Origin of the sequence: Ewingella sp. AOP9-I1-14 (genome assembly GCF_052375995.1) — a bacterium.
Taxonomy (GTDB): domain Bacteria; phylum Pseudomonadota; class Gammaproteobacteria; order Enterobacterales; family Enterobacteriaceae; genus Ewingella; species Ewingella allii.
In genome coordinates this window covers 61,388-73,496 of the sequence record NZ_JBQSVA010000010.1, presented here as the reverse complement: position 1 = coordinate 73,496, position 12,109 = coordinate 61,388, and the positions used below count along the sequence as shown (strand labels likewise).

The 12,109-nt window shown below is 55.8% G+C and carries 12 protein-coding genes; 7 read left to right on the top strand and 5 right to left on the bottom strand.

The window, feature by feature from the left end:
* Nucleotides 1-275: 275 nt before the first annotated feature.
* Genes ftsX through ftsY form a run of 3 tightly spaced genes read right to left on the bottom strand, consistent with a single transcriptional unit; the run spans nucleotide 276 to nucleotide 3,482 of the window.
* The gene (ftsX, locus tag ACT3RT_RS20535; protein ID WP_353504397.1) at nucleotides 276-1,256 is read right to left on the bottom strand and encodes a permease-like cell division protein FtsX; all 981 of its coding nucleotides are present in this window, start codon (nucleotides 1,254-1,256) and stop codon (nucleotides 276-278) included.
* A complete protein-coding gene (ftsE, locus tag ACT3RT_RS20530; RefSeq protein WP_396132654.1) occupies nucleotides 1,246-1,917 on the bottom strand; it encodes a cell division ATP-binding protein FtsE in 672 nt (223 codons plus the stop codon). Before ftsE ends, ftsX begins: the two co-directional genes overlap by 11 nt.
* A 5-nt stretch (nucleotides 1,918-1,922) precedes the next feature.
* Nucleotides 1,923-3,482, bottom strand: coding sequence for a signal recognition particle-docking protein FtsY (gene ftsY, locus ACT3RT_RS20525; protein WP_496203645.1), 1,560 nt, complete (start codon nucleotides 3,480-3,482; stop codon nucleotides 1,923-1,925).
* A gap of 225 nt (nucleotides 3,483-3,707) precedes the next feature.
* On the opposite strand from ftsY, the gene rsmD reads away from it, so the two are divergent.
* Nucleotides 3,708-4,325, top strand: a complete 618-nt coding sequence (gene rsmD / locus ACT3RT_RS20520) for a 16S rRNA (guanine(966)-N(2))-methyltransferase (protein WP_485903911.1) — start codon at nucleotides 3,708-3,710, stop codon at nucleotides 4,323-4,325.
* A gap of 1 nt (nucleotide 4,326) precedes the next feature.
* Nucleotides 4,327-4,605, top strand: a complete 279-nt coding sequence (locus ACT3RT_RS20515) for a DUF1145 family protein (RefSeq protein WP_034794836.1) — start codon at nucleotides 4,327-4,329, stop codon at nucleotides 4,603-4,605.
* On the opposite strand, the gene ACT3RT_RS20510 is transcribed toward ACT3RT_RS20515, so the two are convergent.
* On the bottom strand, nucleotides 4,606-4,989 hold the full coding sequence (locus ACT3RT_RS20510; RefSeq protein WP_485903909.1) for a DUF2500 domain-containing protein: 384 nt from the start codon (nucleotides 4,987-4,989) through the stop codon (nucleotides 4,606-4,608). It lies immediately after the preceding gene.
* 194 nt (nucleotides 4,990-5,183) lie between these two features.
* Here ACT3RT_RS20510 and ACT3RT_RS20505 point away from each other — a divergent pair, with 194 nt between their 5' ends.
* Both ACT3RT_RS20505 and ACT3RT_RS20500 read left to right on the top strand, forming a co-directional pair.
* Nucleotides 5,184-5,810, top strand: coding sequence for a lysoplasmalogenase (locus ACT3RT_RS20505; RefSeq protein ID WP_396132658.1), 627 nt, complete (start codon nucleotides 5,184-5,186; stop codon nucleotides 5,808-5,810).
* A 133-nt stretch (nucleotides 5,811-5,943) separates the two neighbouring features.
* Entirely contained in the window at nucleotides 5,944-8,313 is a 2,370-nt protein-coding gene (locus ACT3RT_RS20500; RefSeq protein ID WP_496203644.1) for a zinc/cadmium/mercury/lead-transporting ATPase, read from the top strand.
* Between the two features lie 4 nt (nucleotides 8,314-8,317).
* Here the strand turns inward: ACT3RT_RS20500 and tusA are convergent, their stop codons facing one another.
* On the bottom strand, nucleotides 8,318-8,575 hold the full coding sequence (gene tusA, locus ACT3RT_RS20495; protein WP_485903905.1) for a sulfurtransferase TusA: 258 nt from the start codon (nucleotides 8,573-8,575) through the stop codon (nucleotides 8,318-8,320).
* Nucleotides 8,576-8,889: 314 nt separating this feature from the next.
* Here tusA and ACT3RT_RS20490 point away from each other — a divergent pair, with 314 nt between their 5' ends.
* From ACT3RT_RS20490 to glpT, 3 genes are all read left to right on the top strand, one after another.
* A complete protein-coding gene (locus ACT3RT_RS20490; protein WP_496203643.1) occupies nucleotides 8,890-9,561 on the top strand; it encodes a 7-cyano-7-deazaguanine/7-aminomethyl-7-deazaguanine transporter in 672 nt (223 codons plus the stop codon).
* A gap of 232 nt (nucleotides 9,562-9,793) precedes the next feature.
* Nucleotides 9,794-10,360, top strand: coding sequence for a DcrB family lipoprotein (locus ACT3RT_RS20485; RefSeq protein ID WP_496203642.1), 567 nt, complete (start codon nucleotides 9,794-9,796; stop codon nucleotides 10,358-10,360).
* A 395-nt stretch (nucleotides 10,361-10,755) separates the two neighbouring features.
* On the top strand, nucleotides 10,756-12,108 hold the full coding sequence (glpT, locus tag ACT3RT_RS20480) for a glycerol-3-phosphate transporter (protein ID WP_353504389.1): 1,353 nt from the start codon (nucleotides 10,756-10,758) through the stop codon (nucleotides 12,106-12,108).
* Nucleotide 12,109: the final 1 nt, after the last annotated feature.

Here is a 12,109-nt window from a genome sequence, read left to right as displayed (position 1 = left end):
TTCTCACTCATCTTTGCTGCATGTCTGGTGAGAGTCAGTGCGCCCATTCACCGCCAGCAGGTAAATTTTTACCACACTCTAAGACCGCGAATTGCACGTAAAGTTCCTAATCTGCGCAATTGCAGCTTAGCGACTTTATGTGACGAACTGGCTACCGGATAGGGAATTCGTGCTTTCAGGGAGGAAGAGATGTAAGACAAGATGTTGGAACGCTAAATCAGCTCTTCCCCTGCACAGGATCCTTTGCAGCAGGAGAAGAGTATACCAAAAAATCGCTATTGTGGTGTAAATCGCCGTAAATGTTGTACGGTTGCCAGCCAGGCTGCGATCCAGCCAATCATCGCGGAAATCAGCAGTAATAGCAGGCTTTCATCCCACGCGAGACCGTGCAGGTCAAAGGTGGTGCCGAACACTTTCGCCACCTGCGTCACCACGCTTTCTAAGCGCAAGACTAAGGCTTCGGAAAGGATCAGTGACAGCAAGGCACCACAGAAACCAAGCATCGCGCCGCCGTTAAGGAAAGGCCGCAGGATAAAGCCGTCGGTCGCGCCGATGAGCTTCATCACGTTAATGGTGTCGCGGCGGCTAAAGATGCTTAACCGCACGCTGTTACCGATAACCAAGAACACCGCGACAATCATCAGCACGCCAATCATCGCCGCCACCTGCCCGACGAGGCCAGTGAGCGCCGCCAGCCTTGCGAACCAGCTGTCATCCATTCGCACTTCATCGACCCCCTGCACGGCCGCCACGCGGTCGCGTAAGGTGTTGAGCGTGTTGGAGTCCTGGAAATTCATCTTCGGCGTAATGATAGCCACGGCGGGCAGTGGATTCTGCTCCAGCATGTCCATCGCGCCGCCAAAGCCAGACCAGTTGCGGAACTCGCCCATGGCTTCGTCGCGTGACAAGTAGTTGACCTTGTCGACACCCGCCTCGGCTTTCAATGCCTTAATGACATTTTCGGCCGCATTGTCATCCAGGGCTTTGTCGAGGTAGACCGTCAGCTGTGGCGTCGGATACCACTGCTCGGCGGCGGTACTGACGTTTTTCCACACCAAATAACAGACGCTCGGCAGAGTCAGGGAAATTGCGATAACCATGATAGTCAGCAAGGTCGCCAGAGGCTGACGCATCATGTCGGCCAAGGCGTTCATCCACGCGTAGCGCCACTGCTCACGCCAGCCGCCCTGTAGGGCTTTGCTTTTCGCGACGCGCGCGCTTTTGGCTGTTTTGGTCGGCTTAGGGCTATTGGCCATAATGCGAGCCTCCCGCCATACGCCCCTGACTCAGGGTCAGAGTACGGTAGTTACGACGGGCAATCAGTGCCATATCATGAGTTGCCATTAAAACGGTCACGCCTACACGGTTGAATTCTTCAAACAAACGCAAAATGCCTTCCGAAAGCGCATCATCAAGGTTACCGGTCGGTTCATCCGCCAGTAATACCGCAGGTTTATTCACCACGGCGCGAGCGATGCCGACACGCTGCTGTTCACCACCGGAGAGTTGAATCGGGAAGTTCTTCGCTTTGTCGAGCAGCCCCACTTTGTCCAGAGCGGCGGAGACGCGGCGGCGAATATCTTCACTGCTGGCCCCGGCGATGATCAGCGGCATCGCCACGTTGTCATACACCGTGCGGTCCATCAGCAGGTGGTGGTCCTGGAAAATCATGCCAATCTGGCGGCGCAAAAACGGCACTTCGCTGGCTTTCAGGCGGCTGATGTCGTGACCGCCAAACAAAATGTGTCCGGCACTTGGGCGTTCAATCCCACATATCAATTTCAGCAGGGTACTTTTACCCGCGCCGGAATGACCTGTCAGGAAAGCCATCTCAGCTTGCTGGATGTGAAAATCGACGCCTTGCAGCGCCTGTCGCCCGCCTAGATAAGCTTTACTGACCTGTTCAAAGCGAATCATCCGTATTAATCCTCTCGGGCAAAAAGTGCCTCAATAAAATCGTCAGCCTTAAATGGCCGTAAATCTTCGATGCCTTCACCTACCCCGATGTAACGGATAGGAATTTCAAACTGGTCGGCGATGGCGAAGATAACCCCACCTTTGGCAGTACCGTCCAGTTTAGTCAAAGTAATACCGGTCAGACCCACGGCTTCATTGAATAATTTTGCCTGACTCACCGCATTCTGGCCTGTGCTGGCATCGAGCGTCAGCATAACCTCATGAGGGGCGTCTTCGTCCAGTTTTTTCATGACGCGGACAATCTTCTTCAGCTCTTCCATCAGGTGCGATTTATTCTGCAAACGCCCGGCGGTGTCGGCGATCAACACGTCGATGCTACGGGCCTTGGCGGCCTGAATGGCGTCGAAAATTACCGAGGCGGAATCTGCACCAGTATGCTGGGCAATCACCGGGATCTTGTTGCGCTGTCCCCACACTTGCAGCTGTTCTACTGCCGCCGCGCGGAAGGTATCGCCCGCCGCCAGCATCACCGATTTGCCTTCGGCTTCAAATTGGCGCGCCAATTTACCGATAGTGGTCGTCTTACCCACGCCGTTTACGCCAACCATCAGAATGACATACGGGCTTTTGCCACTGACATCCAGCGGTTGATCGACTTTGGCCAGAATTTCGGACATTTCTTCCTTCAGCTTGCCGTACAGCGCGTCCGCGTCTTTCAACTGCTTGCGGCTAGCGTGTTCGGTCAGCGAAGTGATGATTTTACGGGTGGTTTCGACGCCCACATCGGCAACGATCAGCTGCTCTTCCAGCTCCTCGAACAGATCGTCATCGATCTTCTTGCCGCGGAACAGGCTGATAAAGCCTGAGCCAAGATTTTGCTTAGTTTTAACCAGACTGCGCTTAAGGCGGGCGAAGAAGCCCTCTTTGGTCGGGCGATCTTGCTCAGTTTCGCTGGCTGGCAGGGTGATGATAGGTTCCAGCGCGACAGGCAGCGGCTCTTCTTCCGCCAACTCTTTGGCAATGATGGCATCGTCGATGGTGTCGAGGTCGTCCTGATGCTGGTCAGCGGCGATTTCCACAGCGGATTCAACGAACTCGTCTTCCACCAGTTCTTCATGCTGCTCGACGGCAACCTGCTCGGTGACAGCAACAATCTCTTCTGCCAACTCTTCAGCGGCTAAATCTTTAGCCACTGCTTCTTCGGCAGACACTTCATCAAGCACCGGCTCGGCAGGAAGTTCATGCACGGGTTCATAGATAGGTTCGATTTCCACCGCGGCTTCGGCGCTGGTGGTGGTGGTGGTGTCCCACTCGCCGGGGCGATCCTCGACCGGAACCCCGGGAGCTTCGACTTGTTGAGTCTCTTGCGGATGGGCTTCTACAGGGTGAGCGTCATCTTGCAGAAGTTCTTTTTGCGGCAAGCTGTCTGACGAAGGGGATTCAACAACCGGCTCTGGCTGTTCAATGTGAGCTTCTTGTTCCTGCGCTTCGGTTTTTTGCTGCTCTTCTTCCTGACGGCCACGCCCAAACCAGGAGAAAAAACCGCGTTTTTTATCTTTTGCCATTTTACAACTTCACTCCTCGCCGTTAATTCAGGGCGAACGGATTGTTAATAGGATAATGCCTTGCAGTCTATCACTTTCCACCCGCCCCCTACACACCCGCGTATTGATTTACGGAGAGTATTCAATCAGGAATGTTAAATGTTTCCCCAACGGCGGCACACCAGTAGAATAGCGGCAACTGATTTACTAGCGCGCTGCACAGGCGGCGTAATATTGAAGTGAAATATGGCGAAAAAACCTAATACCGCCGCCGCAGGTCAAATTCGACTGATTGGCGGCCAGTGGCGCGGACGAAAATTGCCGGTGCCGAACAGCCCCGGCCTGCGCCCGACCACCGATCGCGTGCGCGAAACCTTATTTAACTGGCTGGCGCCGATGATTCAAGGAGCACGCTGTCTGGACTGCTTCGCGGGCAGCGGCGCGCTGGGTATCGAAGCCCTCTCCCGCTATGCCGGCAGCGCTACCCTGCTGGAGTTCGAACGCCCGGTTGCTCAGCAATTGGAGAAAAACCTGGCGGTGCTCAATTCCAAAGACGCCACGGTGGTGAACACCAACGCGCTAAGTTGGCTGGCCAAGAACGGCACGCCCTTTGATATCGTGTTTATCGACCCGCCTTTCCGCAAAGGCATTTTGCTAGAAACGCTGACTTTGCTGGAACAGCAGGGCTGGCTGGCTGACGAAGCCTGGATTTATGTCGAAGCGGAAGTCGAGCACGGCGCAATCCCAGTGCCTGCGGGCTGGCGTCTGCATCGTGAAAAAGTCGCCGGGCAAGTGGCTTACCGTTTGTACCATCGAGATATAGCGCCGAACGCTGGCGAAGAAGATTCTGAACAGGAGCAGTAATATGTTAATTAACGTGGGTCGCTTGTTGATGCTGTGCATCTGGGCATTTTTGCTGATGAATATCATTCATCCGTTTCCAAAACCGATGAAGTATTTCCTCGACGTCGCCATGGTGTTCATGTTCTTCATGCACGGCCTGCAAATCATGCTGCTCAAAGCCACTCAGGGTAAAGATCAGAACAAGATTGGTGGCTGGCTCCAGCTGCGCATCTTCCTGTTTGGCGTGTTCGAGCTGCTGGCGTGGCAGAAAAAGCAGCCGCCGCTGCCGCCGAAGAAGTAATTATTTCAACAGGTTATCGCTTTGCGTGTCGTCATCTGCCGCGAAAGCGATAAACCTTGTCCCTTTCACCTGCAAGACTCCCTTCTGGCCCTTAGCCAACCCGTCGTACTCTTTCATTTCGAGTTTTAACTTTATCTCACTGCCGCCGGTCAGGGGCTTAAAGTAAGCTTCATAGTTGCGGTCTTCCACCGGAATCTCCTCCCGCTGGCGCGAGCGACGATTGGGGGAGAGATAGTCCCGTTTGGCCGACACTTCCACGGCAATCTCTTTGAGCGGAGCCGCGTCGTTATCGGCATTTTCGCGGCGCTGGTGCAGGTATTGGCGGGTGGCAAAAAAGGCAATCACCACCAAAACCAGCAGGAAAATCATCGGCGGTTTGCTCATGGTTCAGGTTTCTTCTCTGATGATGGGAACAGTTATTTTGCGTCACTTTAGCGGCAAATGCAGGGCAATTGCACTAATGCAGGGTGGATTCTGATTGTCGGCGAGGCGCGCAGTCTCCTACACTGAAATCAACACAGGACGGTTTCCTGACAGGCAGCTGTTTGCCTAGGTTTTATTTTAAATAAGGATAAACAATGAGTTGGCCATTTCTTGCCGTATTTTTCTCTGGCTGGTTATACGTGGATGCCAGCTACCGTGGGCCGCGCTGGCAGCGCTGGCTGTTCAAACCCGTCACCTTATTACTGCTGCTGCTTTTAGCCTGGCAAGCGCCGGAGCTGAATGTTTACAGCTATCTGATTTTACTGGGTCTGGCGGCGACGCTGGTGGCAGACGGCCTGTTGCTGCTGCCGGAGGAGCGATTCCTCTACGCCATCGGCGCCTTCTTCCTGTCGCATCTGCTCTATACCCTGAGCTTTGCCAGCCAGATGACGCTGACCTTTTTCTGGCCGCTGCCGCTGGCGCTGATTGTGATTGGCGCGGTACTGCTGGCGGTGATCTGGTCGCGGCTGGCGGAACTGCGCTGGGCGGTGTCCACTTACATCGGCATGACGCTTCTGATGGTGTGGCTGGCGGGTGAGCAGTATTTCGCGCGCAGTACCGATCTGGCTTTCTCCCTGCTGTGCGGCACCCTGCTGCTGTTACTTGGCAACGTGTTCTGGCTGGTGAGCCGCTATCGCTTCAAGTTTAAAGCGGCAGACGCGCTGGTGGCAGCCTGCTATTTCGGCGGCCACTTCCTGATTGTTCGCTCGCTCTACCTCTAATCTTCTGCGCGGAGCCGCCCGGCTCCGCCATTTCACGTATCCCATAACGTCCTGTGCTATTTTTCCTTGACCTTGGAGTTGACTCCAAGGATTAGACTGTCGGCAATCCCACTCTGTTTCGACAGGAGGCAGTATGTTACAGCCACAAAAACACGCCACCAGCCGCTGCGGCTGCGCGTCAGACAAATGCGCTAAGCCAACCATGCTGCGCATTAATAAAATCAGTGGAAAGACCCACAGTGAGCCGCATCCGGCTACCTGTTGCAGTGATAAAGCGCCGCTCGCGACGTCAGCTTGCTGCGCATCCGACAGCTGTGCGACACAACCTAGTGAGCACTCACCAACTTCTACAGAAGACGACGGCGGTGGCTCGGCCGACGAAGAGAGCGATCCCAGCGAGCTTGGCCAGCAATTAAGCTGGAAAGTGTCCGGCATGGACTGCCCCGCCTGCGCCCGCACCATTGAAACCGCGGTGGGTAAAATCACCGGCGTAAATAGCGTTAAGGTGCAGTTCTCCACCGAGAAACTGCTGGTGAACGCCGCCACAGACATCTCTCCGCAGGTCCAACAAGCCGTGACGGGTGCCGGTTTCACCCTGCAATCCCTGAATTCGCAGTCTGCGTCGGCACAGGCCGCGCCGGAGAAAACCCCTTCTTTCCTGCAAGAGTATGCACCGCTGCTGGCGTTAATCGCCCTGATGGCGGTGAGCTGGGTGCTGAGCAAAGTCAGCCCGCGCCTGGGAGAAATTGCCTTTATCGCTACCACGCTGGTCGGCCTGTGGCCGGTGCTGCGTCAGGCGATTCGCTCTACCCGCTCCGGTTCGCCATTTACCATTGAAACCCTGATGAGCGTCGCCGCGCTCGGCGCACTGTTTATCGGCGCGACGGCGGAAGCCGCGATGGTGCTGCTGCTGTTTATGATTGGCGAGCGGTTGGAAGGGTTCGCCGCAAATCGCGCGCGCAGCGGCGTGAAGTCGCTGATGGCGCTGATCCCCGATAGCGCGGTGAAAATGGTCGCAGGCAAACCTGTCAGCGTGGCGGTGAGCGACCTGCGCCCCGGCGATGTGATTGAAGTCGCCGCCGGCGGGCGTTTGCCAACCGACGCCCTGCTGCTCGACAGCGCGGCCAGCTTTGATGAAAGCGCCCTGACCGGTGAGTCCGTCCCGGTCGAACGCCAGCCCGGCGAGAAGATCCCCGCCGGTAGCCTGTGCGTGGACCGCGTTGCAAGGCTGAGCGTGGCGTCAGCGCCGGGAGCCAGCGCCATTGACCGGATTCTGCAATTGATTGAAGAAGCCGACGAGCGCCGCGCGCCCATCGAACGCTTCCTCGACACCTTCAGCCGTTACTACACGCCAGCCATCATGCTGATGTCGCTGCTGGTGATTTTGATCCCGCCGCTGGCGATGGGCCTGCCTTGGGAAACCTGGATTTATCGCGGCCTGACGCTGCTATTGATTGGTTGCCCGTGCGCGCTGGTGATCTCCACTCCGGCGGCCATTACCTCCGGGCTGGCGGCGGCCACCCGACAGGGCGCGCTGATTAAAGGCGGCGCGGCGCTAGAGCAGTTAGCCGTGATTCAAACCGTGGCGCTGGATAAAACCGGCACCCTGACCGAAGGCAAGCCAGAAGTCACCGACGTTCAGACGTTCGATGGCGCGAGCGATAACGAGATGCTGAGCCTGGCGGCGGCGGTGGAAGCGGGTTCGCATCACCCTCTGGCGCTGGCCATCATCAACCGCGCGGCTCGGGAAAACCCTCTGCCACTCAATGCGCAAGATCGCCGCGCCTTAGCGGGTTCTGGCGTCGAAGGGGTGGTGTCCGGCAAGAAGATTCAGGTATTAGCGCCGAAGCATCTGGCGAGTGAAAACGTCACTGAGGAGCGCCTGAGCCAAATCGCCGAATGGGAATCTGCCGGTAAAACCGTGGTTGCTGTGCTGCAAGATGGCAAGGCCATCGGCCTGATCGCCATGCAGGACAAGCTGCGCGACGACGCCGTGAGCGCGCTGGCCGAGCTGAAAGCGCTGGGGGTTTCTGCCGTCATGCTGACCGGCGATAACCCGCGCGCCGCCAAAACCATTGCTGACCGACTGGGCATTGATTACCGCGCCGGGCTGCTGCCGGCGGATAAAGTCGAGGCCGTGACCGCGCTGAACGCTAAACATCCAACGGCGATGGTGGGTGACGGTATCAATGACGCGCCGGCCATGAAGGCGGCGCGGATTGGGATTGCCATGGGCAGTGGGACGGACGTAGCGCTGGAAACGGCAGATGCCGCACTGACCCACAATCGCCTGAACGGTCTGGCGGAGATGATTAAGCTGTCGCGCGCCACCCGCGCCAATATCCGCCAGAACATCACTATTGCTCTGGGCCTGAAGGCGATTTTCCTGGTGACGACGCTGATGGGGCTAACCGGGCTGTGGCTGGCGGTGCTGGCTGACTCAGGGGCAACCGCGCTGGTCACCGCCAACGCGTTGCGCCTGCTGCGCAAGAAGAAACAGTAAGCAGTTACTCCGGCTTGAGAAGCCCTTTCGCCAGCAAATAGCGGTACGGCAGCTGTTCAGTGTCGGCCGCTAGCAACGTATGTTCCATAAAACGGCAGAAACCCGGAATGTCGCGGGTGGTTGCGGGGTCATCCGCAATCACCAGCAGGGTTTCGCCATCTTTCATGCCACGCACCGTTTTACGCACCATCATCACGGGCTCGGGGCAGCGCAAACCTAAGGCATCTAACTGGTGGTCAGGGTTCAAAAAGGGATCATTCATGGTCTGTCTCACGTCGTGGGCCCGACTAACATCGCCGCGCTTTGAAGGATGACGAGTATACGCCGCAGATTTTCAGGAGCAACCTGCGCCAACGATTGCGCTAAAATTAACCATTGCATTACCCGTCTAAACAGTTAACATGCGCGCCGCGCGCTTGATTGTTAGTTCACCCTAAGAGTGAATTCACAGAAAGAGTCGCGCACTTAAATCGATAAACATTGGGTTCCCTCACCCCAATCAACCACACTCGACATCATGCGTTGTCGCCCAAAGGCGTCAGCGAGCAGGTGAAGGGTATAAAAAGGCCACAATCTATGTATTCGTTCACTGTGCAACAGCGCTTTAATGCGTTGATATGGCTATCTTTATTCCATATCGCCATCATCACTTCCAGTAACTATCTGGTACAGCTGCCGGTTTCTGCTTTCGGCCTGCACACCACTTGGGGTGCTTTCACTTTTCCGTTCATCTTTCTGGCAACCGACCTGACCGTGCGTATTTTTGGCGCGCCGCTGGCTCGTCGCATTATTTTGTCGGTCATGATGCCCGCGCTGGTGATCTCCTATGTGATTTCCGCCCTGTTCTTTGAAGCACAGTGGCAAGGGTTTGAAGCCCTGAGCAGCGTCAATATCATGGTTGCCCGTATCGCCACCGCCAGCTTTATGGCCTACGTGCTGGGGCAGATCCTCGACGTGCACGTCTTCAACCGCCTGCGCCAGATGCGCCGCTGGTGGATTGCGCCCGCCGCCGCCATGTTCTTGGGCAACATCAGCGACACCCTGTCGTTCTTCTTCATCGCCTTCTACAAGAGCAGCAATGCTTTTATGGCCGATCACTGGGTGGAAATCGCCATGGTGGATTACGCCTTCAAAGTGCTGATCTGTCTGGTGTTCTTCTTGCCGATGTACGGCGTGCTGCTCAATATGCTGCTCAAACGCCTGTCGCAGAGCGGCCATGACACGCGATTTCCACTGAGTTCACACTAATCGCAGGCGACTCAAGGTTTTTAGCTAAAGTCATTGACGTTGTAGCAAGGCAGCAAACGAGAGAATTCCGATGAGCTGACTTAAGTCAGTGATTCGGATGAAAGAGTGCAGCTAACGCGGCTACAACTTCAAGGACGAAAGATAAATCTGACTTGCATTTGTTTACTGGATGAGTTGCCATAGATGCAGTTAAATCAAGAATCTATGGCGCGTTAAAATCAAAGGATGCCTTATGCGTAACTTAGTGAAATTTGCAGGAATGGCGGTGCTGATTGCAGGTCTTGCGGCTTGCGATGGAAATACCAGCGATAAAGCCGCTGCCGACAAGGGCGCGCCTGCGGCGGCTGCCAGCACCACGGCGGTGCCGGTAAGCCTGCTCGACGGCAAAGTGACCTTCTCCCTGCCACAGGGAATGAGTGACCAGAGCGGCAAGCTCGGCAGTCAGGCCAACAATATGCACGTTTACGCTGACAAAACTGGCCAGAAAGCGGTGATTGTTATCCTTGGCGACAACACCACTGAGTCGCTGGAAGTGCTGGCAACTCGCCTGCAAGACCAGCAGCGCGCGCGTGATACCAACCTGCAAGTGGTGACCAATAAGTCGATTCAGATCAACGGGCAGACGTTGCAGCAGTACGACAGCATCATCTCTTCAGCAGGTCAGCAAGCCTACTCTTCCATCATTTTGGGCAAAGTAGACGACCATCTGCTGACCATTCAAATCTCTCTGCCAGCCGATAACCAGCAGCAGGCGCAAACCGACGCTGAAGCTATTATCAATACGCTGAAAGTGCAGTAAGTCAGATTGCGAATTGCCAGAGCGGGGCTTATTGCCCCGCTTTTTACTTTCCAGCTCCCGAGTTCCTGTCACCCCTCCTCACACTAAAACACTACCCTCTCTATGGACTTATTCGCGCAAAAACGAATAAAACCGCGCCACGGTGAATTTCTGCGCAGCTTAAAACCCAGAAATGTGATCTTCGTCGACTAAAATGGGCTATTACGTATTTCCAATTGTTAATCAATCCCGCAAAATCCGCCTCCTGTTTCATAAAACTGTAACAATTCTGTCATCTATCACAGTTCGCATACGCGCATATCGCTAGCATGGCGTTCGTTATAGAACATGAAAGGTTCAGTTTTATCGCCAGTCGCTCACGAGAGTGGCTCTGATCTATGCCATTGGAGGCGTTTATGCTCAGTATCTTTAAGCCCGCAGCCCATAAGGCTCCCGTGGCAGACGACCATGTTGATCCCCTGTACCGCCGCCTGCGCTGGCAGATCTTCATGGGGATTTTCTTCGGCTACGCCGCCTACTATCTGGTGCGCAAAAACTTTGCGCTGGCGATGCCTTACCTGATTGATCAAGGTTTCAGCCGTGGCGACCTCGGCTTTGCCCTGTCCGGCATCTCCATCGCCTACGGTATTTCGAAATTCCTCATGGGTTCGGTTTCTGACCGTTCCAACCCTCGCGTTTTCCTGCCAGCGGGCCTGATACTGGCGGCGGCGGTGATGCTGTTCATGGGCTTCGTGCCGTGGGCGACCTCCAGCATCGCCATTATGTTTGTCCTGCTGTTCCTTTGCGGATGGTTCCAGGGCATGGGCTGGCCGCCGTGCGGGCGCACCATGGTTCACTGGTGGTCGCAGAAAGAGCGCGGGCAGATTGTGTCGGTGTGGAACTGCGCGCATAACGTCGGTGGCGGTATCCCTCCGCTGCTGTTCCTGCTGGGTATGGCGTGGTTTAACGACTGGAAAGCCGCGCTGTATATGCCAGCTTTCGCGGCTATCGCGCTGGCGGTGTTCGCCTTCATCACCATGCGAGACACCCCGCAATCCTGCGGCCTGCCGCCGATTGAAGAGTACAAAAACGACTACCCGCCGGACTACGACAAAGAGAAGTCCGAGGAGGAGCTGACCACCAAGCAGATCTTCATGCAGTACATCTTGCCGAACAAGCTGCTGTGGTATATCGCCCTCGCCAACGTGTTCGTTTACCTGCTGCGCTACGGCATCCTCGACTGGTCACCGACCTATCTGAAGGAAGTGAAGCACTTCGCGCTGGATAAGTCCTCCTGGGCTTACTTCCTCTACGAATACGCTGGGATTCCGGGCACTCTGCTGTGCGGCTGGATGTCGGACAAAGTGTTTAAAGGCAACCGTGGCGCTACCGGCGTGTTCTTCATGGTGCTGGTGACGATCGCCACCGTGGTGTACTGGCTGAACCCGGTGGGTAATCCGGGCATCGACATGGTCTGTATGATCACCATCGGCTTCCTGATTTACGGCCCGGTAATGCTGATTGGCCTGCACGCGCTGGAACTGGCACCGAAGAAAGCAGCGGGTACCGCGGCGGGCTTCACCGGCCTGTTTGGTTATCTGGGGGGTTCGGTGGCGGCGAGCGCCATCGTTGGCTATACCGTTGACTACTTCGGCTGGGATGGCGGCTTTATCGTGATGATTGGCGGCTGCGTGCTGGCGGTTATCCTGTTGATTATGACTATGTTGAGCGAGAACAAACACAAAGCAAATCTAGCAAAAGGAGCATAAC